The following is a 24,028-nucleotide window of genomic DNA, read 5'->3' as shown; positions in this document are numbered from 1 at the left end:
GCGAATACCATTGATTACGGGGCATCTGCAGCCTGTACGGGATAGGGCGCTTCAGGCTTGCGGATCTAAAGTGTGTATGTTTTCTATAATTGTATACAAAACATGTATGCACTTAAGCCAGATCTGTGCCAGTCCGCAATCTATGGAAATCAGTGCTCATTTCGTTTTGTTATCAAGAGGCGCCAAGCCGCTGAAATTCGGGCGATATAAGCTGACCGATCGAGCAGGTATTTATTTTCGGGAGAGGGCGTTCAGGAGGGCGTGATAGCGAATTGGAAGCAGGGGATTTGTAACTTTTGCGGGCGCTGAAAGTAAAAGTGCACACAAGAATGGCACCGATGGTGACACTCGTGTGTACACTTTTATTTTGAAAGGAATGCTGGCTTTTGTGGGAGCGAGCTTGTTCCGGGCGGCGTTCCGACGATAGCGGTGGGTCAGTCGACATCAACGCCGACTGTTACTCAGCCATCGCGAGCAGGCTCGCTCCTACAGGGGGGCAGCGTTAAGCCTTGCTGATGATATTCCCCGCATGCAGCCCGCATTCCTTCTGCGTGGCTTCTTCCCACCACCAGCGGCCTTCGCGCTCGTGCTGGTTCGGCAGCACCGGGCGGGTGCAGGGCTCGCAGCCGATGCTGATGAAGCCGCGCTCATGCAGGCTGTTGTACGGCAGTTCGAGCATGCGGATGTAGCCCCAGATTTCCTCGCTGGTCATCTGTGCCAATGGGTTGAATTTGTACAGGGTGCGCTCCGCGGTAGAAAACGCGCTGTCGATTTCCATCACGGCGACAGCGCTGCGGGTGCCGGGGCTCTGATCCCGACGCTGGCCGGTGGCCCAGGCTTTCACGCCCGACAGCTTGCGGCGCAACGGTTCGATCTTGCGGATACCGCAGCATTCGCCGTGGCCGTCCTTGTAGAAACTGAACAGGCCTTTTTCCTTCACGAAGGGTTCAAGTTTCGTGTAGTCCGGCGACACCAGTTCGATCTCGATTTTGTAGTGCTCGCGCACCTGATCGATGAAGCGGTAGGTCTCCGGATGCAGGCGACCAGTGTCGAGGCTGAACACCTTGACGTTCTTGTTCAGCTTCCAGGCCATGTCAACCAGCACCACGTCTTCGGCGCCGCTGAAGGATATCCACAGGTCATCGCCGAACTCGGCAAATGCGAGTTTCAGGATGTCCTGGGCGGATTTATTGGCATAGGTCGTGGCGAGTTCCACGACATCAAACGTTGGGCTCATCAGGGCGGCTTCCTACAGGTCGGTGGCGCTGGGCGCTCTATATGGGGCCGATGGTAACAAAAAGCTGCGTCGGGAGGGTGCCCGCTGCGTTGCGCCGGCAGCCTTGAATCGCTAGAGTTCCGCAGTCTTTTTGCTGGCTCGACTCAATAATCAATACAAATGGGAGTGTCTTGTGGAAATTGCCTGTCTGGATCTTGAAGGTGTACTGGTCCCGGAAATCTGGATCGCCTTCGCCGAAAAAACCGGAATCGAATCCCTCAGGGCCACCACCCGGGACATTCCCGACTACGACGTGCTGATGAAGCAACGTCTGCGGATTCTCGACGAACACGGCCTGAAGCTCTCCGACATCCAGGAAGTGATCGCGACCCTCAAGCCCCTGGATGGCGCCATCGAGTTCGTCAACTGGCTGCGCGAGCGCTTCCAGGTGGTGATCCTGTCGGACACTTTTTATGAGTTTTCCCAGCCGCTGATGCGTCAACTGGGTTTCCCGACCTTGCTGTGTCATCGCCTGATCACAGACGAAACCGGGCGAGTGACCAGCTATCAGCTGCGTCAGAAAGATCCCAAGCGTCAGTCGGTCCTGGCCTTCAAGAGCCTGTACTACCGGGTGATCGCGGCGGGTGATTCGTACAACGACACCACCATGCTGGGCGAGGCCGATGCCGGCATTCTGTTCCATGCCCCGGACAACGTGATCGCCGAGTTCCCGCAATTCCCGGCGGTGCACACGTTCGAGGCGTTGAAGCAGGAGTTCATCAAGGCATCGAACCGGACCTTGAGCCTGTAACCCCGATCCCTTGTGGCGAGGGAGCTTGCTCCCGTCGGGGCGCAAGCGTCCCCAAATCCAGGCTCCGCGCATCTTCAGATCCAGCGTGTGTTCTGAATTGCGACTGCTGCGCAGCCGAACGGGAGCAAGCTCCCTCGCCACAAAAATCAGAGGTTTTGCAGGGTCTCGAGCAGCACCTTCACCTTGGTGATCGATTCCTGATACTCGGCCTGCCACTGCGAATCCGCAACAATCCCGCCGCCGCCCCAGCAACACACTTGCCCATCCTTGACCAGCAAGCTGCGGATAGCGATCGAGCTGTCCATCTCACCGCGCACGTCCAGGTACACCAGCGAACCGCAGTACAGCCCGCGTCGGGTTGGCTCCAGCTCGTCGATGATCTGCATCGCACGAATTTTCGGTGCACCCGTGATCGAGCCGCCGGGGAAGCTGCCGGCGATCAGGTCCAGGGCATCGCGCTCATCCGCCAGTTCGCCGGTGACGCTGCTGACCAGGTGATGCACGTTCGGATAGCTTTCCAGGCTGAACAACTCCGGCACCCGTACCGACCCCGTTCGACACGTGCGGCCGAGGTCGTTGCGCAGCAGGTCGACGATCATCAGGTTTTCCGCGCGGTCCTTGGGGCTGGCCAGCAGTTCGGCTGCGTTTGCTGCGTCTTCGGCAGGCGTCAGTCCCCGTGGGCGGGTGCCCTTGATCGGGCGTGTTTCCACATGACGCTGGCTGACTTTGACGAAGCGCTCCGGCGACAGGCTGAGCACTGCGTTGCCAGCGGGCAGGCTCTGGAACCCGGAGAACGGCGTCGGGCACGCGGCGCGCAATGCGCAGTAAGCCAACCATGGATCGCCCTGGCATTGGGCACGGAAGCGCTGGGCGAAGTTGACCTGATAACAGTCGCCGGCCTGGATGTAATGCTGGATACGTTCGATCGACTGGCGGTACTCGTCGGCACTCAAGTCGGCGGTCATCGGCGATTGCAGGGTGAATGGCACGACGCTTGTGGATGCCGGTTGGCTGAACAGGTCGATCAGGCGCTCGCGCTCGTCGTTCGCCAGTGTCGGGTGAAACATTAACTGGCTGGTTGCTTGCTGGTGATCGCTGATCAGCGCCCAGTTGTACAGGCCAAGGCGTGCGTCAGGCAGTTGCAGATCGTCCCGGGCCTGGCTTGGCAGGTGTTCCAGGTGACGTCCGAAATCGTAGCTGAGGTAGCCGATCAAGCCACCGGCGAAGGGCAGTTCATAAGGTGCAGGCAAGGCGGCCTCGCCCAGGCGCGCAAGATTGACGCGCAGGCGCTGGAGGAAATCGGCGCCACGTTCGTTGGGCGCTACCGTCAATTCTTCCAGCGGCCAGGCGCTGAGCAGGTCGTAGCGGCCACGGTCGGCGCTCGGCCGGCCGCTGTCGAGCAGGATGGCACCGGGGGCATGACGAATCGCCGCGAAGTAGTCGGCGGGGTTGGCCAGATAGGGTAGCGGGTGTACGGAGCAGGTCAGCATGGGCGGGGTAAGTCAGCCATCGAGGCGGGGTGGCGATTGTAGTCCTCTGGGGGATTTGGTCCTAGAGGGGATGTCGGGGATTGGCAACTGGATGGCCGCATGAATGCTGTGGAGGCGGATAGTCCGTCATCGTCGGAGCGCCGCCCGGAACAAGCTCGCTCCCACAAGGATCGCGCAATTCCCTGTGGGAGCGAGCTTGCTCGCGATAGGCGCGACGCGGTTCCGGATCAACCCTCGACCGGCGGAATATGCCCGAACATCTCCTGCACAAATGCCACGCGTTCTTCGACGGTCTCGCTCAAGCCACGGGCCTTGAGGTCTTCCAGGCGCGCTTCCACGGCATGGGTGCGATGCGTCAGACCGCAGTCGTTGGCAATCTGAATGTTCAAACCGGGACGGGCGTTGAGCTCAAGAATCAGCGGACCTTTTTCCTGGTCCAGCACCATGTCGACGCCGATGTAACCCAGCCCGCACAGCTCATAACAGCCGGCGGCGAGTTTCATGAAACCGTCCCAGTAGGGCAGTTGCACCCCGTCCACCGCGTTGGTGGTGTCCGGGTGTTTGTTGATGATGTTGTTCAGCCAGGTGCCGCGCAGGGTCAGGCCGGTGGCCAGGTCCACGCCGACGCCGATTGCGCCCTGGTGCAGGTTGGCCTTGCCGTTGGACTGACGGGTCGGCAGGCGCAACATGGCCATCACCGGATAGCCCATCAGCACGATGATGCGGATGTCCGGTACGCCTTCGTAACTGATGCTCTTGAAGATCTGGTCCGGGGTCACACGGTACTCGATCAGCGCTCGATCCCGGTGGCCGCCCAGCGAATAGAGGCCGGTGAGGATGCTCGAGATGTGATGCTCAAGCTCTTCGTGGGCAATGATCTTGCCCGACACCGTGCGGTAGCGGCCCTCGAAACGGTCGGCGACGACGATGATGCCGTCACCGCCGGCACCCTGGGCCGGTTTGATCACGAAGTCGTTACGCCCGCCGATGATCTCGTCGAGCTTGTCGATTTCCTTCTCGGTGGAAATCACGCCATAGAGTTCCGGTACGTGAATGCCGGCGGCGATGGCGCGCTCCTTGGTGATGATCTTGTCATCGACAATCGGGTACAGACTGCGCTTGTTGTACTTGAGCACGTAGTCTGCGTTGCGCCGGTTGATGCCCATGATGCCCCGGGCTTCCAGGGCCTTCCAGGTCTTCCAGAAGCCGAACATCAGGCGTCAGCCTTCTTCAGGAAGGCCTTGAAACGCACCAGCTCGGTCAGGCGGTAGCCGCGATAGCGACCCATGGCCAGCATGAAGCCCACCAGGATCAGCAGGATCGCCGGGAAGGTGAACACGAAGTAAACCAGTTCCGGCACTGTCATGATCAGGTGCGCCAGGGACGCGGCGAACAGTGTGCCGATGGCGACTTTCATCGCATGGCTGGCGCCGCGTTCTTCCCAGGTGATCGACAGGCGTTCGATGGTCATGGTCAGGATCACCATCGGGAACAGCGCCACCGACAGCCCGCGCTCCAGGCCGAGCTTGTGGCTGAACAGGCTGATGGCGGCAATCAGCACCACGACGAAGGTCAACACCACCGACAGCCTCGGCAGCATCTGCAGCTTCAAATGTTCAAGATAGGAGCGCAGCGACAGCCCCAGCGCCGTGATGATGGTGAACAGCACGATGCCGAAGCCCAGCTGGGTTTCACGGAAGGCCAGGGCGATCAGCACCGGAGTGAAGGTGCCCAGGGTCTGGATGCCGATCAGGTTGCGCAGGATCAGGATCACCAGCACGCCGATCGGGATCATTACCATGATCATGAAAGTCTGCTGGGTTTGCAGTGGCAGGCCGTACAGCGAGTATTCGAGGAAGTTGGCGTCGGTGTTCTCGTCGGTCAGCTTGGCCAGGCGAATGGCGTTCATTTCGCTGTTGTTCAGGCTGAAGGTCACGTTGGCTTTCTTGCCGCCGTCGACGGTGATCAGGTTTTCATCACCGGTCCACCACAGCAGGCGGTCAGTGGGCAGGCCTTGTTCGCCGGTTTCCGGGTTGAAGTACAGCCAGTCGGTGCCGTTGAAGCTACGCAGCCAGAGTTCCGGGGTTTGCGGCTGGTCGGCCACCAGGCGAATGGTGTGGACCTTTTCCACCGGCACGTGGGCGATGGACAGCAGTAATTCGACGATTTTCGCCTTGTGCGGGGTCGACGGATCGCCCGCCAGCAGCAGCTTCACATTGTCGTCGCTGACATTGTTGACACGTTTGATCGCTTCGCCGACGAAGGTTTCGACATCGGCCGAATGCTGGCGAATTGGCGCCAGCAAGGCTTCGGCGGCGATCTTTTCCGGGCCTTCGATGGCGATGCTGTCGCGGAAGGTCGGGCCCTTGATCTTGGATTTTTCGCCGGAGTAACGCTTGGTCAGCACCAGGCGGTAGTACAGCGTCTGGTTGCCCTTGGCCCGGCGTGCCGACCAGGTGACCTTGCGGTTGCCGTCGACGCGGTTCACCGCCACGCCATAGTTGTTGGAGATGAAGCTCTCATTGAGGCTGACGAAGTCACGGCTCAGCGGCGGTACGAACATCTGGATCTTGACCGGGTCCTTGGCACTGGCGACGAACTCGACTTTCGCGTCGATGTTCCACAAGTCGTCGGTGGCGTCTTCGGTCACCGGGATGCCCAGCACGAAGATCTGGTAGGCCGTGACTGAAATGCCCAGCACCACCAGGATGGCGATCAGCAGTTTCAGATGAAGGGTAAGGGAGCGCATTTAAATTACTCTGCGGTATGAGCGTCGGTGGTGCAGGCAGGTTTGCCGGCAGCATATTTAAGGCTGGGGTCGACCAGCGCGTCGAAGCGCTTGAGTGCTTCGGAGCCGATCAGGAGCGGGTATTGGAAGGCGCTGCGGTCGGTTAGGTTCACTTCGATACTGCGCAGGGCCGAACCCATGCAGATGTCCAGTTCGATGACCGGGCGGGCCGTGTATTTCTTGCCTTCTTCGGGATCGTAGTCGCCGGCGCGGCGCTTGATCTTGCTGACCCGGGCCAGCGGCCGCTCGATCGGGTGCGAGTGGGCGGCATCGATGGCCAGATAGAAGCGCACCCAGGATTCGCCATTGCGTTTGAAGCGTTTGATGTCGCGGGCACTCAGCGAGGCGGTTTTCGCCCCGGTGTCGAGTTTGGCCGCCACTTCCAGGTCAATGCCGCCCAGCGACGCATATTCATTGAGGCCATACACGGTCTTTTCCCCTGCGACTGCAAAACCGGGCAGGCAAAGGAAATAAAGGAAGGTGGGGAAGGGCTTGAGTCTCATAAATCCTGGTGCGCAGCGGTCCGTGTATCGATTCAAGGCCCTGGCATCGCTGCGCAAGCTCCCTCGTATGCCTATCAGGGTTTTATGACAGGCAGTGCAGATGTGACAAACAAATGCGGGCGGCATTCTAGCACGGTGGATTGTGGGCGCCAGCGCTGGCCAGACGCTATAAACCCTCAGGTTGCATTGTTATGGTGCAACGGGTTATTAGACGATTGTCGACAATATCTAATTATCCTTTGACTCTGGCGTCGGTATTGGCTAATTTTCGCGGCACTGGCTTACAAGGTGTCGACAATATGTTGGATCAACTCGATCCCCCGGTTGCTACGCAGGACGATGCGGAGACTCTCTCCGAGAACGTCTTCCGGCGTATTCAGGCCGCCATCGTCAAAGGTGAGATCGCCCCGGGCAGCAAAATCTCTGAACCTGAGCTGGCGCGCACCTACGGCATCAGTCGCGGCCCGCTGCGCGAAGCGATCCACCGCCTCGAAGGCCAGCGCCTGCTGGTGCGCGTACCCCACGTCGGTGCTCGAGTGGTGTCGCTCAACCATGCCGAGCTGCTGGAACTCTATGAAATCCGCGAATCCCTCGAAGGCATGGCCTGCCGCCTCGCCGCCGAGCGCATGAGCCTTGAAGAAATCGACGAGTTGCGCCGGGTGCTCGAAACCCACGAGCGCGACGAAGCGTTTCAGGCCGGCCGCGGCTACTACCAGCAGGAAGGCGATTTCGACTTCCATTACCGAATCATTCAGGGCAGCGGCAACCGCACGCTGACCCAAATGCTCTGCGGCGAGCTGTATCAACTGGTGCGCATGTACCGCATCCAGTTTTCCACCACGCCCAACCGCCCGCACCAGGCGTTTGCCGAGCACCACCGTATTCTCGATGCCATCGCCGACCGTGACGGTGAACTGGCCGAGTTGTTGATGCGCCGCCACATCGGCGCTTCCAAACGCAATATCGCCCGTCATTACCAGGACGGCGCCAACCCGACAGCCAAACGAGGTGAGTCATGAGTTCGAACAAGAGCACACCAGGCCAGCGTTTCCGCGATGCGGTCGCCAGCGAGCATCCATTGCAAGTGGTCGGCGCGATCAACGCCAACCACGCCCTGCTGGCCAAACGCGCCGGTTTCAAGGCGATCTACCTGTCGGGTGGTGGTGTCGCTGCCGGCTCCCTGGGCCTGCCTGACCTGGGTATCACCGGTCTGGATGACGTGCTGACCGACGTGCGCCGCATCACCGACGTCTGCGACCTGCCGCTGTTGGTGGACGTGGACACCGGTTTCGGTTCCTCGGCGTTCAACGTCGCGCGTACCGTCAAGTCGATGATCAAGTTCGGCGCCGCAGCGATTCACATCGAAGACCAGGTCGGTGCCAAGCGTTGCGGCCACCGTCCTAATAAAGAGATCGTGACCCAGCAGGAAATGGTCGACCGCATCAAGGCGGCCGTCGATGCGCGTACCGATGACAGCTTCGTGATCATGGCGCGTACCGACGCCCTGGCCGTGGAAGGTCTGGAATCCGCCCTGGATCGCGCCGCGGCGTGCATCGAGGCTGGCGCCGACATGATTTTCCCGGAAGCCATCACCGAACTGGACATGTACAAGCTGTTCGCCAACCGCGTGAAAGCGCCGATCCTGGCCAACATCACCGAATTCGGCGCCACGCCGCTGTACACCACCGAGCAACTGGCTGGCGCCGATGTATCCCTGGTGCTGTACCCGCTGTCGGCCTTCCGCGCCATGAACAAAGCTGCGGAAAACGTCTACAACGCGCTGCGTCGCGATGGTACGCAGGCGAACGTCATCGACACCATGCAGACACGCATGGAGCTCTACGATCGCATCGACTACCACACCTTCGAGCAGAAGCTCGATGCGTTGTTTGCCGCGAAGAAGTAAGTCGAACAACTCCTTAACAAATTCAAGAATGCTGGAGACAAAAAATGGCCGAAGCAAAAGTACTCAGTGGCGCCGGGCTCCGTGGCCAGGTGGCCGGGCAAACCGCACTGTCCACCGTGGGCCAGTCGGGTGCCGGTCTGACTTACCGTGGTTACGACGTTCGTGAACTGGCCGCTGATGCGCAGTTCGAAGAAGTGGCTTACCTGCTGCTGTACGGAGAGTTGCCGACCAAGGCGCAACTGGCCGCCTACATCACCAAGCTGAGCAAGCTGCGTGACCTGCCGCAAGCGCTGAAGGAAGTGCTTGAGCGCATTCCGGCCGACGCTCACCCGATGGACGTGATGCGCACCGGTTGCTCGTTCCTCGGCAACCTGGAGCCGGAAAACAGCTTCGCCGAGCAACAGGACAAGACCGACCGCCTGCTCGCTGCGTTCCCGGCGATCATGACCTACTGGTATCGCTTCAGTCACGAAGGCAAGCGCATCGACTGCGTCAGCGACGAGCCATCCATCGGCGGCCACTTCCTGCACCTGCTGCACGGCAAGAAGCCGAGCGAGCTGCACGTCAAGGTGATGAACGTTTCGCTGATCCTCTACGCGGAGCACGAGTTCAACGCATCGACCTTCACCGCACGCGTTTGCGCTTCGACCCTGTCCGACCTGTACTCGTGCATCACCGCGGCGATCGGTTCGCTGCGTGGCCCGTTGCACGGCGGCGCCAACGAAGCGGCGATGGAAATGATCGAGCGCTTCTCTTCGCCGGAAGATGCGATCAAAGGCACCCTCGGCATGCTCGAGCGCAAGGACAAGATCATGGGCTTCGGCCACGCGATCTATAAGGACAGCGATCCGCGCAACGAGGTGATCAAGGGCTGGTCGAAAAAACTCGCTGACGAAGTGGGCGACAAGGTGCTGTTCCCGGTTTCCGAAGCCATCGACAAGACCATGTGGGAACAGAAAAAACTGTTCCCGAACGCCGACTTCTACCATGCCTCGGCATACCACTTCATGGGTATTCCGACCAAGCTGTTCACGCCGATCTTCGTCTGCTCGCGCCTGACCGGCTGGGCCGCGCACGTGTACGAGCAACGCGCCAACAACCGCATCATCCGTCCAAGCGCCGAGTACGTCGGCGTTGAACAGCGCAAGTTTGTGCCAATCGAACAACGCTGAATGGGGGTGGCCAGCGCCGGGATCTGAACTCAACGCAGGGTTCCAGTGGGAGCGAGCTTGCTCGCGATAGCGGTGGGTCAGTCGACATCATTGTCGGATGTGACTCAGTCATCGCGAGCAAGCTCGCTCCCACGGTGGATCCTGTGATCTTCAGCTCCGGCGCCAGGCCCCGCCTTTTGAAACTACCGTGACCGAGTCCTGACCGATGAACACAGAATTCCGTAAACAATTGCCCGGCAGCCAACTGGATTACTACGACGTCCGCGCGGCGGTCGAGGCCATCCAGCCGGGCGCCTATGACACCCTGCCGTACACCTCCCGCGTGCTGGCGGAAAACCTGGTGCGTCGCTGCGACCCGGCCACGCTGACCGAATCCCTCAAGCAGTTCATCGAGCGCAAGCGCGACCTCGATTTTCCCTGGTTCCCGGCCCGCGTGGTGTGCCACGACATCCTCGGCCAGACCGCACTGGTCGACCTCGCCGGCCTGCGTGACGCCATCGCCCAGCAAGGCGGTGACCCGGCGCAAGTGAACCCGGTGGTGCCGACCCAACTGATCGTCGACCACTCCCTGGCGGTCGAGCGCCCAGGCTTCGATCCAGAGGCGTTCGAAAAGAACCGCGCCATCGAAGACCGTCGCAACGAAGACCGCTTCCACTTCATCAACTGGACCAAGAAGGCGTTCAAGAACGTCGACGTGATCCCGCCGGGCAACGGCATCATGCACCAGATCAACCTGGAGAAAATGTCTCCGGTGATCCAGGTGCGTGACGGTGTCGCGTTTCCTGATACCTGCGTCGGCACCGACAGCCACACGCCGCACGTCGATGCGCTGGGCGTGATCGCCATCGGTGTGGGTGGTCTGGAAGCCGAGAGCGTGATGCTGGGTCGTGCCTCGTGGATGCGTCTGCCGGAAAGCGTCGGTGTTGAACTGACCGGCAAACTGCAACCGGGCATCACCGCCACCGACATGGTGCTGGCGCTGACCGAGTTCCTGCGCAAGCAAAAAGTGGTTGGCGCCTGGCTGGAGTTCTTCGGCGAAGGCGCTTCGGCCCTGACCCTGGGCGACCGCGCGACCATCTCCAACATGGCCCCGGAATACGGCGCCACCGCGGCGATGTTCTACATCGACCAGCAGACCATCGACTACCTCAAGCTCACCGGTCGTGAAGACGAGCAGGTGCAGTTGGTCGAGAACTACGCCAAGCAGATCGGCCTGTGGGCAGACAGCCTCAAGGGCGCGCAATACGAGCGTGGCCTGACATTCGACCTGTCGTCGGTGGTGCGCAACATGGCCGGCCCGAGCAACCCGCACGCTCGCGTGGCGGTCTCGGATCTGGCCGCCAAAGGCATTTCCGGACAGTGGGAAGACGTACCTGGGCAGATGCCGGACGGCGCAGTGATTATCGCCGCCATCACCAGTTGCACCAACACCAGCAACCCGCGCAACGTGATCGCCGCTGGCCTGCTGGCGCGCAACGCCAACAAGCTCGGCCTGACCCGCAAGCCATGGGTGAAATCGTCCCTGGCGCCGGGCTCGAAAACCGTCGCGCTGTACCTCGACGAAGCCGGCCTGACCGATGAGCTGGAGCAGCTCGGTTTCGGCGTCGTGGCCTTTGCCTGCACCACCTGCAACGGCATGTCCGGTGCGCTTGATCCGGTGATCCAGCAAGAGATCATCGACCGCGATCTGTACGCCACAGCGGTGTTGTCCGGCAACCGTAACTTCGACGGCCGGATTCACCCGTACGCCAAGCAGGCGTTCCTCGCTTCGCCTCCACTTGTCGTTGCTTATGCGATTGCTGGCACCATCCGTTTCGACATCGAAAAGGATGTGCTGGGCGTGGTCGACGGCAAGGAAATCCGCCTGAAGGACATCTGGCCGAGCGACGAGGAAATCGACGCGGTGGTGAAAGCTTCGGTGAAACCTGAGCAGTTCCGTCAGGTGTACATCCCGATGTTCGCCATCCACGAAGACAATGGTCCGAAAGTGGCGCCACTGTACGAATGGCGCGAGATGAGCACCTACATCCGCCGTCCGCCGTACTGGGAAGGCGCACTGGCCGGTGCACGTCCGCTCAAGGGCATGCGCCCGCTGGCGGTGCTGCCGGACAACATCACCACTGACCACCTGTCGCCATCCAATGCCATCATGCTCGACAGCGCCGCCGGTGAATACCTGGCGAAAATGGGCCTGCCGGAAGAGGACTTCAACTCTTACGCGACGCACCGCGGTGACCACCTGACTGCGCAGCGCGCGACTTTCGCCAACCCGAAACTGTTCAACGAAATGGTTCAGGAAAACGGCAAGGTCAAGCAGGGTTCGCTGGCCCGCGTCGAGCCGGAAGGCAAAGTGATGCGCATGTGGGAAGCTATCGAAACCTACATGGACCGCAAGCAGCCGCTGATCATTATTGCCGGTGCCGACTACGGCCAGGGTTCGTCCCGCGACTGGGCGGCCAAGGGCGTGCGTTTGGCCGGTGTGGAGGCGATTGCCGCCGAAGGATTCGAGCGCATCCACCGCACCAACCTGGTGGGCATGGGCGTGTTGCCGCTGGAGTTCAAGCCGGGCACCAATCGCCACACCCTGGCCATCGACGGCAGCGAAACCTACGACGTGATCGGTGATCGCACCCCACGCGCCGAGCTGACGCTGGTGATCCATCGCAAGAACGGCGAGCGCGTCGATGTGCCGGTGACCTGCCGCCTCGACACCGCCGAAGAAGTGTCGATCTACGAGGCCGGCGGCGTGTTGCAACGCTTCGCCCAGGACTTCCTCGAAGAGTCGGCGGTTGCCGTTTAAATCAGGCTGTACGGACACGGGACCTCGAGTCCCGTGTCTGTTTTCAGGTTAGGAGTAAAGAGCGCCATGGCTCAATTCGCACCCCAGATCAAAATCCCCGCCACCTACATGCGCGGCGGCACCAGCAAAGGCGTGTTCTTCAGCCTCAAGGACTTGCCCGAAGCCGCCCAGGTGCCAGGCCCGGCCCGTGATGCCTTGCTGTTGCGTGTGATCGGCAGCCCCGACCCGTACGACAAGCAAATCGACGGCATGGGCGCGGCAACCTCCAGCACCAGCAAAACCGTGATCCTGTCCAAAAGCATCAAGGCCGATCACGACGTCGATTACCTGTTCGGCCAGGTGTCCATCGACAAGCCGTTCGTGGACTGGAGCGGCAACTGCGGCAACCTGTCGGCCGCGGTCGGTTCGTTCGCCGTCAGCAACGGTCTGGTGGACGCCAGCCGCATTCCGCACAACGGCGTTGCCGTGGTGCGCGTCTGGCAGGCCAACATCGGCAAGACCATCATCGCCCATGTGCCGATCACCAACGGTGAAGTGCAGGAGACCGGCGATTTTGAGCTCGACGGTGTGACCTTCCCGGCCGCCGAAGTGCAGCTCGAGTTTCTCGATCCGGCGGCGGAAGAAGAGGGCGCCAGTGGCTCGATGTTCCCCACCGGCAACCTGATCGACGACCTGGAAGTACCGGGCGTCGGCAGCTTCAAGGTGACCATGATCAATGCCGGCATCCCGACGATTTTCGTCAACGCCGAAGACATCGGCTACAAGGGCACCGAACTGCAAGGCGCGATCAACGGCGACCCGAAAGCCTTGCAGATGTTCGAGACCATTCGTGCTTATGGCGCCTTGCGCATGGGCCTGATTTCAAATGTCGATGAAGCGGCCAAGCGTCAACACACGCCGAAAGTGGCGTTCGTGGCCAAGCCCGCGGATTACGTCGCGTCCAGCGGCAAGGCGATTGCAGCGGGTGATGTCGACCTGCTGGTGCGTGCGCTGTCGATGGGCAAGCTGCACCACGCCATGATGGGCACGGCGGCTGTGGCCATCGGCACGGCGGCGGCGATCAATGGCACCCTGGTCAATCTGGCGGCGGGCGGTGTCGAGCGCAACGCGGTGCGCTTCGGTCACCCGTCGGGCACTCTGCGGGTCGGCGCTGAAGCCAGCCTGGTCAACGGTGAATGGACGGTAAACAAAGCCATCATGAGCCGCAGTGCGCGGGTGTTGATGGAAGGTTTTGTGCGAGTGCCGGGCGATTCTTTTTAAGATCACCCAAAACCGCTCCCACACTGGATTTTCGGTGAACGCGGTATTTGTGTTCGACGCAAATCCAGTGTGGGAGCGAGCTTGCTCGCGATGAGGCCCGTTCAAGCGCCACAGGTTTACTTGAAGCGCCGCTCCACACCTTTCTCCACAAGGATTTTCGCGGAGATTTCTTCCACGGAAAAATGCGTGGAGTTGATGTGCGGGATGTTTTCGCGGCGGAACAGGTTTTCCACCTCGCGCACTTCGAATTCGCACTGGGCGTAGCTCGAATAGCGGCTGTTGGGCTTGCGCTCGTTGCGGATCGCGGTGAGGCGGTCCGGATCGATGGTCAGGCCGAACAGCTTGTGCTGGTGGGCGCGCAGGGCGGCCGGCAATTGCAGGCGCTCCATGTCGTCTTCGGTCAGCGGGTAGTTGGCGGCGCGAATGCCGAACTGCATGGCCATGTACAGGCAGGTCGGGGTTTTACCGCAGCGCGAGACGCCGACGAGAATCAGGTCGGCCTTGTCGTAGTAGTGAGTGCGGGCGCCGTCGTCGTTGTCGAGGGCGAAGTTTACGGCCTCGATACGCTCCATGTAGTTGGAGTTGGTGCCGATGGAATGGGACTTGCCGACGGTATAGGAAGAATGCTCGGTCAGCTCCTGTTCCAGCGGTGCCAGGAAGGTCGAGAAAATGTCGATCATGAAACCATTGGACGTTGCCAGAATCTCACGAATGTCCTGGTTGACGATGGTGTCGAAGATGATCGGCCGGAAGCCGTCTGTTTCGGCGGCTTTGTTGATTTGTTGTACCATTGCCCGCGCTTTTTCCACGTTGTCGATGTACGGTCGCGTGAATTTGCTGAAGGTAATGTTTTCGAATTGTGCCAACAGGCTCTGACCCAGGGTTTCGGCAGTGATGCCGGTGCCATCGGAGATGAAGAAAGCAGATCGTTTCATTTGCACCTTGGGCCTTAAGCTAGTGACGATTCTTGGATATGATAGGCGCGATTTGCAGGCCGCCAATGGCCGGCATTCTCACTTATTTTCCAGGTCCAGGCCATACAGCCGGCAGATGCTCCCCCGAGCAGCCGGTTCCTGAGCTTTTCCAATACAGTTAGTGGAGAGATCACCTTGGTAGAGTACGTAGTTTCCCTCGATAAGCTCGGCAAACACGATGTTGAGCATGTGGGGGGCAAGAACGCATCCCTGGGCGAGATGATCAGCAACCTTGCAGGTGCCGGTGTTTCGGTGCCCGGTGGCTTCGCCACGACCGCTCAGGCTTATCGTGACTTCCTGGAACTGAGCGGCTTGAATCAGCAGATTCACGATGCTCTGGATGCCCTGGACGTCGACGACGTGAATGCCCTGGCCAAGACCGGCGCACAGATCCGTCAATGGATCATGGAAGCCGAGTTCCCTGAAAAGCTGAACAGCGAAATCCGCACCGCGTTTGCTGCGCTGTCCGCCGGTAACCCCGACGTGGCCGTGGCCGTGCGCTCTTCCGCCACCGCCGAAGACCTGCCGGACGCCTCGTTCGCCGGTCAGCAGGAAACCTTCCTGAACATCCGTGGCGTTGAAAACGTCATTCGCGCCGCCAAGGAAGTGTTTGCCTCCCTGTTCAACGATCGCGCGATTTCCTACCGCGTGCACCAGGGCTTCGACCACAAGTTGGTGGCCCTGTCGGCCGGCGTACAGCGCATGGTCCGTTCCGAAACCGGCACCGCCGGCGTGATGTTCACCCTCGATACCGAATCGGGCTTCCGTGACGTGGTGTTCATCACCGGCGCCTACGGCCTGGGTGAAACCGTCGTACAAGGCGCGGTGAACCCGGATGAATTCTATGTCCACAAAGGCACGCTGGCGGCCGGTCGCCCGGCGATCCTGCGCCGCAACCTGGGCAGCAAGGCCATCAAGATGATCTACGGCGACGAGGCCAAGGCCGGTCGTTCGGTCAAGACTGTCGACGTGGATAAAGCTGAGCGCGCGCGTTTCTGTCTGACCGACGCTGAAGTCAGCGAGCTGGCCAAGCAGGCGATGATCATCGAGAAGCACTACCAGTGCCCGATGGACATCGAGTGGGCCAAGGACGGTGACGACGGCAAGCTGTACATCGTGCAGGCCCGCCCGGAAACCGTGAAGAGCCGCACCCAGGCCAACGTCATGGAACGTTACCTGTTGAAGGAAACCGGCACCGTGCTGGTGGAAGGTCGAGCCATTGGCCAGCGCATCGGCGCGGGCAAGGTGCGCATCATCAAGGACGTGTCCGAGATGGACAAGGTCCAGCCAGGTGACGTACTGGTGTCCGACATGACCGACCCGGACTGGGAACCGGTCATGAAGCGCGCCAGCGCCATCGTCACCAACCGTGGTGGTCGTACCTGCCACGCAGCGATCATCGCTCGTGAGCTGGGCATTCCGGCGGTAGTCGGTTGCGGTAACGCCACTCAACTGTTGAAAGACGGTCAGGGCGTCACCGTTTCCTGCGCTGAGGGCGACACCGGTTACATCTTCGAGGGCGAACTGGGCTTCGACATCAAGAAGAACTCCGTGGACGCCATGCCGGAGCTGCCGTTCAAGATCATGATGAACGTCGGCAACCCGGACCGTGCCTTCGACTTTGCTCAGCTGCCGAACGCCGGTGTGGGCCTGGCCCGCCTGGAGTTCATCATCAACCGCATGATCGGCGTGCACCCTAAAGCGCTGCTGAACTACGACGGCCTGCCGCTGGACATCAAGGAAAGCGTCGACAAGCGTATCGCCGGCTACAACGATCCGGTCGGTTTCTACGTCGAGAAACTGGTGGAAGGCATCAGCACCCTGGCGGCGGCGTTCTATCCGAAGAAGGTCATCGTGCGTCTGTCGGACTTCAAGTCCAACGAATACGCCAACCTGATCGGCGGCAAGCTCTACGAGCCGGAAGAAGAAAACCCGATGCTGGGCTTCCGCGGCGCTTCGCGTTACATCAGCGAGTCGTTCCGTGACTGCTTCGAACTCGAATGCCGCGCCCTCAAGCGCGTGCGCAACGAGATGGGCCTGACCAACGTTGAAATCATGGTGCCGTTCGTCCGTACCCTGGGCGAAGCGAGTCAGGTCGTCGACCTGCTGGCTGAAAATGGTCTCGCTCGTGGCGACAACGGCCTGCGCGTGATCATGATGTGCGAATTGCCATCCAACGCCATCCTGGCGGAAGAGTTCCTTGAGTTCTTCGACGGTTTCTCCATCGGCTCCAACGACCTGACCCAGCTGACTTTGGGCCTGGACCGTGACTCCGGTATCATCGCGCACCTGTTCGATGAGCGGAATCCGGCGGTCAAGAAGCTGCTGGCCAATGCCATCGCCGCCTGCAACAAGGCCGGCAAGTACATCGGCATCTGCGGTCAGGGGCCTTCGGACCACCCGGACCTGGCCAAGTGGCTGATGGAACAGGGCATCGAAAGCGTGTCGTTGAACCCTGATACTGTGCTGGAAACCTGGTTCTTCCTGGCTGAGGGTCAGGCTTCGGCTTGATTGTGTGAAAACGGGCTGTTTTCTGTGGGAGCGAGCTTGCTCGCTCCCACATTGATCTCAGCCTTTAGAGATTCAAGCAGGGCGGGCTCCAACAGGATGCCGCCCTTTTTTGTGCAAGAGACTATGCAAAGCAGCAGCAACCTATTTCCTGTCGCTCTGATCAGTGCCGAACGGCGCGGAGATCTGAGCGAAGATGTCTATCGTTTGAAACCTGCAAACAGCCCTGACATCAGCGTCGAACTGGCGGTGACACGCCTGGGCATGGCCGACGAGCCTGCCTCGCGCGGTGTGCCGGTGATCCTCTTGCATGGCAGCTTTTCCAATCGGCGCTTCTGGTTCTCACCAAAAGGCCTGGGATTGGGCGCCTATCTGGCGCGCCTGGGGTACGACGTGTGGATTCCGGAAATGCGCGGTCACGGTTTGTCCCGGCGCAACCAGGCTTACCGCAAGAACCGTGTTGCCGATTACGCGCAATATGATCTGCCCGCCATCGGCGCCTTTGTGCGCGAACAGAGCGGGCAGATTCCGCACTGGATTGGCCACTCCCTGGGTGGCATCACCCTGGCAGCCGCATTGGGCGGTGAATACATCGGTGAGCCGGTGGTGGCGTCGGCGGCTTTTTTCGGCACCCAAGTCAGTCGCACCTATTGGCCGTTGAAAATCCCGCCGGTGGAGTGGGGTAGTCGCTTCATTCTCAAGCGTTTTGCCCAGTTGTCCGGTTCGCGGCTCAAGCGTGGCCCCGAGGACGAGCCAATCGGCCTGGCCCTGGAAAGCATGCGCTGGTACGGGCTGTTCGGACGCTTTGGCGATGGCAAGAAGGATTGGTGGGCCGGTTTGGCCGAGGTCAAGCTACCGGTGCTCGCCGTGACTGCCGCAGGCGATCATCAGGATCCGGCCTGGGCCTGTCGCAAGTTGTTTGATCAGCTGGGTTCGGAGCACAAGCAGTTTGTGAACCTTGGGCGTGAGCAAGGATTTGCCGACAATTTCGGTCATGTGGAAATGCTCGTCAGCAAAGCCGCGCAGACTGAAGTCTGGCCGCTGGTAGCGCGCTGGCTGTTGGATCAGCAAACGCCGTTGCTGGGAGAAAAAGCCGATCTGGCCACAGCGATCTAAGCTGGACGCTCTAACAAGGGCATTTCGCTCTGATCGGCTTGCGGCTAAGATATGACGGATTGAGCGGTTCTGGTCATTTTCAATGACTGAACCATCACTGGTGTTCGTGCTGCCCTTCTCTTTACAGGAGTTTCTCGATGAACCATTACCTCACGCCTGATCTGTGCGATGCCTACCCGGAACTCGTGCAGGTGCTGGAGCCGATGTTCAGCAATTTCGGCGGCCGTGATTCCTTCGGCGGCGAAATCGTCACCATCAAGTGCTTCGAAGACAATTCGCTGGTCAAGGAACAGGTCGAGCTCAAGGGTAATGGAAAGGTCCTGGTGGTCGATGGCGGCGGCTCTCTGCGTCGCGCGTTGCTGGGCGACATGCTCGCCGAGAAAGCCGCGAAGAATGGCTGGGAAGGCCTGGTCATCTACGGTTGCATCCGTGACGTCGATGTCATTGCGCAAACTGACCTGGGTGTTCAGGCGCTGGCCAGCCACCCGATGAAGACCGACAAGCGCGGCATCGGCGATCTCAATGTCGCGGTGACTTTTGCAGGCGTGACCTTCCATCCAGGTCACTACGTTTATGCGGACAACAATGGCGTGATCATCTCGCCAAGCCCGCTGAAGATGCCTGAATAAAGCGTCGTCAATCAGAGGAGTGCGGATGTTCGAGGAAGAAAACGCGCAATGGGGGCTGGTACACGCCCTGGTGCTGGACGGAAAAGGCGGTGCGCGTTCGATAGCCCGGACTGAACTCGATGACTTGCAGCTGCAGGGGCATGAAAGCCTGTGGCTGCACTGGGATCGTGGTCATCCGCAAACCCAGACCTGGTTGCGCAGATCCAGCGGATTGAGCGAGTTCAGCTGCGATCTGTTGCTCGAAGAAAACACCCGACCGCGCCTCTTACAGCTTTCCGACAGCGAATTGCTGCTATTTTTGCGCGGGGTCAATTTGAATCCGGGCGCCGAGCCTGAAGATATGGTCTCGGTGCGGATCTTTGGCTCTGCACAACGAGTGATTTCGCTGCGGTTGCGCCCATTGCGCGCGACCGATGAATTACTGGTGCAACTGGCGGACGGCAAGGGGCCGAAAACCGCCTCCGAACTGATTCTCTACCTGGCGCAGTACCTCACCAACAAGGTGCAGGATCTGGTCAGCGATCTCTCGGAAGTGGTCGATGAGGAAGAAGAAAAGCTGGATGCCGACGAACGGTATGCACCCGAACACGGCGCCATTTTGCAGATCCGTCGCCGGGCTGCTGCGTTGAAGCGTTTTCTCGCTCCGCAGCGGGATATCTTTGGTCAGCTGACGCGGATCAAACTGCCCTGGTTTGTCGACGATGATGGCGATTACTGGAACGAGCTCAACAACAGCCTGACGCGTTATCTTGAAGAGCTGGAGCTGACCCGGGAGCGGGTGGGGCTGGTCCTTGAGGCCGAAGACCGGCGCTTGAGCGTGCGCATGAATCGCACGATGTATCGCTTCGGGGTCATTACCGGAATCTTTTTGCCGATGAGTTTTCTCACCGGTCTGCTGGGCATCAACGTCGGTGGCATTCCGTTTTCGGGTAGCCCCTACGGTTTCATGATTGCCTGCTCGATGATGGTCGCGGTCGCCGTGGGACAATGGTGGTTGTTCCGCCGTTTGCGTTGGGTCTGAAGGAGCGCCATGTGACCCGAGCAAATCTGGCCGCGTCTTTCACAGACATCACGAGAGGTGCGTATGCACGATCCGTTTGAACAGTCTTTGCGCGACATGCTCAACGCCTCACCGTCCACCCGGGACGACGATGCGTGCCTTGGGCGTGTGCTGAAAACCGCCAACCGCCAGGTCGGCGCCGGTGATTTGTTCAGTCTCCTGGGCCGTTGGCTGCCCGCGCTGATGATCGCCCTCAATAATGGCTCGGCCCACGTGGCGCCGGTCTCCCGTCTACGTAAACCTGCAGCTCGTACCGCTGATAAGGCTGATTGAATATGGAACTTGATCTCTGGACCCAGAGCCTCGTCACTGCAATGACTGCGTTGTGGACCAAGGTTGCGAACTTCATTCCGAACCTGTTCGGCGCACTGGTAGTGCTGCTGCTGGGTTTTGTCGTGGCCAAGCTGCTGGACACGCTGCTCTCCAAATTGCTGGCCAAGCTGGGCCTGGATCGCCTGATGGGCGGTACCGGCTTGACCAAGCTGCTGTCTCGCGCCGGCATTCAAGTGCCGATCTCGACCTTGATCGGCAAGATCGTCTATTGGTTCGTTCTGCTGATTTTTCTTGTTTCGGCGGCAGAATCCCTTGGACTTGAGCGAGTTTCAGCTACGCTGGATATGTTGGCGCTCTATTTGCCGAAAGTGTTCGGTGCAGCGCTGGTGCTGCTCGTCGGTGTATTGCTGGCACAACTGGCCAACGGCCTGGTGCGCGGGGCGGCAGAAGGTGTAGGACTGGACTATGCTTCAGGGCTTGGGCGGATTGCCCAGGGCCTGGTGATCATCATCAGCATTTCGGTGGCGATCAGTCAGTTGGAGGTCAAGACTGACCTGCTCAACCATGTGATCGTGATCGTATTGATAACCGTTGGTCTGGCGATTGCGCTGGCCATGGGCTTGGGAAGCCGGGAAATTGCCGGTCAGATTCTTGCGGGAATCTATGTGCGTGAGTTGTATCAGGTTGGGCAACAAGTACGTGTTGGCGAGGTCGAAGGCCAGATCGAGGAGATCGGCACGGTTAAAACCACATTGCTGACCGATGAGGGTGAGCTAGTCTCTCTTTCCAATCGGATCCTCCTTGAGCAGCATGTGAGTAGCCGCTAACCCGGCAAACCCTGCTAATGTATGCCGCCGCAAAATGCCGCTGAAGCTGGCTGCGGCGGACATTGACCTGACTGTCGGCACGACTTGTTTTGAATAAAACCCAATCGCTATCCATGCGCTACGACCCCCGCGAGCTCTCTGATGAGGAGTTGGTCGCGCGCTCGCATACCGAGCTGTTTCACGTAACGCGCGCCTATGAAGAACTGATGCGGCGGTACCAACGAACATTATTTAACGTGTGTGCACGATATCTTGGGAACGATCGCGACGCCGACGATGTCTGTCAGGAAGTCATGTTAAAGGTGCTGTATGGCCTGAAGAACTTCGAAGGCAAATCCAAGTTCAAGACATGGCTATATAGCATCACGTACAACGAATGTATTACGCAGTATCGGAAGGAACGGCGAAAGCGTCGCTTGATGGATGCTTTGAGTCTTGACCCCCTCGAGGAGGCGTCCGAAGAAAAGGCGCCGAAACCTGAGGAAAAGGGTGGACTCGATCGCTGGCTGGTGTATGTGAACCCGATTGACCGTGAAATTCTGGTGCTACGATTTGTCGCAGAGCTGGAGTTTCAGGAGATCGCAGACATCATGCACATGGGATTGAGTGCAACAAAAATGCGGTACAAACGCGCTCTAGATAAATTGCGCGAGAAATTTGCAGGCATTGCTGAAACTTAGTTCAGCGCAAATATCTCTTACGCTTAGGCAAGTTCTGTTAGACTTGCCGCCGAGTTGTCCCCCGGTTTGCGGGACTGCTTCACAATCACCAGATGGGGATTTAACGGATGAAACTGAAAAACACCTTGGGCTTGGCCATTGGTTCTCTTATTGCCGCTACTTCGTTCGGCGCGTTGGCACAAGGCCAAGGCGCAGTTGAAGGCGAGCTCAACTACGGGAAGAAGTACAACGACAGCGTTAATCACGTTGAAGACGGCTACACTCCTGGCGCCTCCATCGGTTACTTCTTGACCGACGACGTGTCGTTGAACCTGACCTACAACAACGATGACCACACCCGTTCGAACGACGGTACTGGCCACCAGAAAATCGAAGGCGATCAGTTCGGTCTGAACGCTCAGTACCACTTCAACAACGCTGGCGACGCTCTGCGTCCTTACGTTCAAGGTGGTGTTAAGCACGGCAGCATGACCAACGTAGCCGCTGACGGCCACACTGGTCGTGACCAGTCGACCTTCCTGACTGCTGGCGCTGGCCTGAAGTACTACTTCCTTGAAAACGTTTACGCTCGTGCTGGCGTAGAAGCTGACTACAAGCTGGACAACGGCCGTTGGGACTACATCCCGTCCGTAGGTCTGGGTGTGAACTTCGGTGGCGGCGGCAAGCCTGCTGCAGCTCCAGTTCCAGCTCCGGCTGAAGTCTGCTCCGACAGCGACAACGACGGCGTATGCGACAACGTTGACAAGTGCCCAGACACCCCAGCCAACGTAACTGTTGACGCTGATGGCTGCCCGGCAGTTGCTGAAGTGGTTCGTGTTGAGCTGGACGTTAAGTTCGACTTCGACAAGTCGGTCGTCAAGCCTAACAGCTACGCTGACATCAAGAACCTGGCTGACTTCATGAAGCAGTACCCGTCGACCACCACCACTGTTGAAGGTCACACCGACAACGTTGGTCCAGACGCGTACAACCAGAAACTGTCCGAGCGTCGTGCAAACGCCGTTAAACAAGTTCTGGTTAACCAGTACGGCGTTGGTGCAAACCGCGTTCAGTCCGTTGGCTACGGCGAATCCCGCCCAGTTGCTGACAACAAGACTGAAGCTGGTCGTGCTGTTAACCGTCGCGTAGAAGCGCAGGTTGAAGCTCAGTCCAAGTAATTGGATTGCAGTACTGAGAAAAGCCCGGCTTAGGCCGGGCTTTTCTTTGCCTGCGATTGGGCGAAGAGAGAAGCGTCAGGCGTGTTGACTGCCAACGTGGGCGACGCTGAATAGAGCCCCTTGACGAGCAGGGTCGCTAGCACAGGAAGGATTGGCTGCGACTGCGCCAATCACCAGGATCGCCGGGCTTTTCAACGCGAAGGCGCAGGCATCTTCCACCATTGCCATCAGGGTGCTGCGACATTCCCGTTGATGCGCCAGTGATGCATTTTCAATCATTGCTACCGGCGTTTCTGCCGGCATTGCCCCCGCCAGCAGTTGCTCACGAATCTCGCAGAGCTTTGCCACTCCCATGTAGACCACCAGTGTGGTGCCACCTTGGGCGAGCGCTTGCCAGTTCAGGCTGCTTTCGTCTTGAGTGTGGGCGGTTACCAGCGTCACCCCGCGTGCAACACCGCGTAGGGTCAATGGAATAGCGCATTGCGTGGCGCCTGCCAGCCCGGCCGTGATGCCGTTGACCAATTCAGTCTCGATACCCCGTTCGCCTAACCACTGCGCTTCTTCGCCACCACGTCCGAAGATGCACGGGTCGCCACCCTTGAGCCTCACCACGCATTTTCCCTGACGGGCATAACGCAGCATCAGGCGATGGATAAAGGCCTGCGGCGTCGAACGACAGCCACCGCGTTTACCCACCGCAATAATCCGCGCACCGGGACAATGCTCCAGCACGGCGTCGTTGACCAGATCGTCGATCAGCACCACATCCGCTTCACTCAACGCCCGTACGGCTTTGAGGGTCAGCAGCTCGGGATCGCCGGGACCTGCACCCACCAGCCAGACTTTTGCGCTCATAGT

Annotated in this window: 21 protein-coding genes; 14 read left to right on the top strand and 7 right to left on the bottom strand. The window is 59.6% G+C overall.

Features of this window, described 5'->3' with window-relative positions; genetic code table 11:
• Positions 1-502: 502 nt before the first annotated feature.
• Entirely contained in the window at positions 503-1,237 is a 735-nt protein-coding gene (locus EIY72_RS20040; protein WP_093217421.1) for a phosphoadenylyl-sulfate reductase, read from the bottom strand.
• A 172-nt stretch (positions 1,238-1,409) separates the two neighbouring features.
• Here EIY72_RS20040 and thrH point away from each other — a divergent pair, with 172 nt between their 5' ends.
• Positions 1,410-2,027, top strand: coding sequence for a bifunctional phosphoserine phosphatase/homoserine phosphotransferase ThrH (gene thrH, locus EIY72_RS20035; RefSeq protein ID WP_093217425.1), 618 nt, complete (start codon positions 1,410-1,412; stop codon positions 2,025-2,027).
• A gap of 146 nt (positions 2,028-2,173) precedes the next feature.
• Here the strand turns inward: thrH and pabB are convergent, their stop codons facing one another.
• The 4 genes from pabB to rloA all read right to left on the bottom strand — a co-directional run bounded on the left by pabB (position 2,174) and on the right by rloA (position 6,808).
• A complete protein-coding gene (gene pabB / locus EIY72_RS20030; protein ID WP_093217430.1) occupies positions 2,174-3,517 on the bottom strand; it encodes an aminodeoxychorismate synthase component I in 1,344 nt (447 codons plus the stop codon).
• 227 nt (positions 3,518-3,744) lie between these two features.
• Positions 3,745-4,731: an alpha-L-glutamate ligase-like protein gene (locus tag EIY72_RS20025; protein WP_093217434.1), complete on the bottom strand. Its 987-nt coding sequence runs from the start codon at positions 4,729-4,731 to the stop codon at positions 3,745-3,747.
• Positions 4,731-6,266 (bottom strand): osmotic stress tolerance membrane protein RloB, encoded by a 1,536-nt coding sequence (gene rloB, locus EIY72_RS20020; RefSeq protein ID WP_093217439.1) that lies wholly within the window; start codon positions 6,264-6,266, stop codon positions 4,731-4,733. Before rloB ends, EIY72_RS20025 begins: the two co-directional genes overlap by 1 nt.
• A gap of 5 nt (positions 6,267-6,271) precedes the next feature.
• Complete coding sequence (rloA, locus tag EIY72_RS20015; RefSeq protein ID WP_093217443.1) at positions 6,272-6,808, bottom strand: retropepsin-like aspartic peptidase RloA; 537 nt, start codon at positions 6,806-6,808, stop codon at positions 6,272-6,274.
• A gap of 299 nt (positions 6,809-7,107) precedes the next feature.
• Between rloA and EIY72_RS20010 the strand changes: the two genes are divergently transcribed.
• From EIY72_RS20010 to prpF, 5 genes are all read left to right on the top strand, one after another.
• Complete coding sequence (locus tag EIY72_RS20010) at positions 7,108-7,827, top strand: GntR family transcriptional regulator (RefSeq protein ID WP_093217447.1); 720 nt, start codon at positions 7,108-7,110, stop codon at positions 7,825-7,827.
• Positions 7,824-8,714, top strand: a complete 891-nt coding sequence (gene prpB / locus EIY72_RS20005; protein ID WP_093217452.1) for a methylisocitrate lyase — start codon at positions 7,824-7,826, stop codon at positions 8,712-8,714. The genes EIY72_RS20010 and prpB overlap by 4 nt, the downstream gene beginning before the upstream one ends.
• A gap of 44 nt (positions 8,715-8,758) precedes the next feature.
• Entirely contained in the window at positions 8,759-9,886 is a 1,128-nt protein-coding gene (prpC, locus tag EIY72_RS20000; RefSeq protein WP_093217456.1) for a bifunctional 2-methylcitrate synthase/citrate synthase, read from the top strand.
• A 205-nt stretch (positions 9,887-10,091) separates the two neighbouring features.
• Positions 10,092-12,686, top strand: a complete 2,595-nt coding sequence (gene acnD, locus EIY72_RS19995) for a Fe/S-dependent 2-methylisocitrate dehydratase AcnD (RefSeq protein ID WP_093217461.1) — start codon at positions 10,092-10,094, stop codon at positions 12,684-12,686.
• A gap of 66 nt (positions 12,687-12,752) precedes the next feature.
• Positions 12,753-13,946 carry a 2-methylaconitate cis-trans isomerase PrpF gene (gene prpF, locus EIY72_RS19990; RefSeq protein ID WP_093217464.1) on the top strand — a complete coding sequence of 398 codons (1,194 nt, stop codon included), beginning with the start codon at positions 12,753-12,755 and terminating at the stop codon, positions 13,944-13,946.
• A gap of 116 nt (positions 13,947-14,062) precedes the next feature.
• On the opposite strand, the gene ppsR is transcribed toward prpF, so the two are convergent.
• Positions 14,063-14,881 (bottom strand): posphoenolpyruvate synthetase regulatory kinase/phosphorylase PpsR, encoded by an 819-nt coding sequence (gene ppsR, locus EIY72_RS19985; RefSeq protein ID WP_093217468.1) that lies wholly within the window; start codon positions 14,879-14,881, stop codon positions 14,063-14,065.
• Between the two features lie 174 nt (positions 14,882-15,055).
• Between ppsR and ppsA the strand changes: the two genes are divergently transcribed.
• The 8 genes from ppsA to EIY72_RS19945 all read left to right on the top strand — a co-directional run bounded on the left by ppsA (position 15,056) and on the right by EIY72_RS19945 (position 23,170).
• Positions 15,056-17,431, top strand: a complete 2,376-nt coding sequence (ppsA, locus tag EIY72_RS19980; RefSeq protein WP_093217471.1) for a phosphoenolpyruvate synthase — start codon at positions 15,056-15,058, stop codon at positions 17,429-17,431.
• 123 nt (positions 17,432-17,554) lie between these two features.
• Positions 17,555-18,544: an alpha/beta fold hydrolase gene (locus EIY72_RS19975; protein WP_093217476.1), complete on the top strand. Its 990-nt coding sequence runs from the start codon at positions 17,555-17,557 to the stop codon at positions 18,542-18,544.
• Positions 18,545-18,681: 137 nt separating this feature from the next.
• On the top strand, positions 18,682-19,173 hold the full coding sequence (gene rraA / locus EIY72_RS19970; RefSeq protein ID WP_093217480.1) for a ribonuclease E activity regulator RraA: 492 nt from the start codon (positions 18,682-18,684) through the stop codon (positions 19,171-19,173).
• A gap of 25 nt (positions 19,174-19,198) precedes the next feature.
• Positions 19,199-20,194, top strand: a complete 996-nt coding sequence (locus EIY72_RS19965; RefSeq protein WP_093217484.1) for a zinc transporter ZntB — start codon at positions 19,199-19,201, stop codon at positions 20,192-20,194.
• Between the two features lie 63 nt (positions 20,195-20,257).
• Positions 20,258-20,506 (top strand): hypothetical protein, encoded by a 249-nt coding sequence (locus EIY72_RS19960; RefSeq protein ID WP_008048593.1) that lies wholly within the window; start codon positions 20,258-20,260, stop codon positions 20,504-20,506.
• Positions 20,507-20,508: 2 nt separating this feature from the next.
• Positions 20,509-21,333, top strand: a complete 825-nt coding sequence (locus EIY72_RS19955; RefSeq protein ID WP_093217488.1) for a mechanosensitive ion channel family protein — start codon at positions 20,509-20,511, stop codon at positions 21,331-21,333.
• An 89-nt stretch (positions 21,334-21,422) separates the two neighbouring features.
• Entirely contained in the window at positions 21,423-22,013 is a 591-nt protein-coding gene (sigX, locus tag EIY72_RS19950; RefSeq protein WP_081501652.1) for an RNA polymerase sigma factor SigX, read from the top strand.
• A gap of 107 nt (positions 22,014-22,120) precedes the next feature.
• Complete coding sequence (locus EIY72_RS19945) at positions 22,121-23,170, top strand: OmpA family protein (protein WP_093217492.1); 1,050 nt, start codon at positions 22,121-22,123, stop codon at positions 23,168-23,170.
• A 75-nt stretch (positions 23,171-23,245) separates the two neighbouring features.
• On the opposite strand, the gene cobA is transcribed toward EIY72_RS19945, so the two are convergent.
• On the bottom strand, positions 23,246-24,025 hold the full coding sequence (gene cobA, locus EIY72_RS19940) for a uroporphyrinogen-III C-methyltransferase (RefSeq protein WP_093217497.1): 780 nt from the start codon (positions 24,023-24,025) through the stop codon (positions 23,246-23,248).
• Between the last annotated feature and the right edge of the window lie 3 nt (positions 24,026-24,028).

It is taken from the genome of Pseudomonas vancouverensis, from assembly GCF_004348895.1.
Taxonomy (GTDB): Bacteria; Pseudomonadota; Gammaproteobacteria; order Pseudomonadales; family Pseudomonadaceae; genus Aquipseudomonas; species Aquipseudomonas vancouverensis.
Note: the sequence above shows the minus strand (reverse complement) of the source record. Positions and strands in the feature narration are given on the sequence as shown.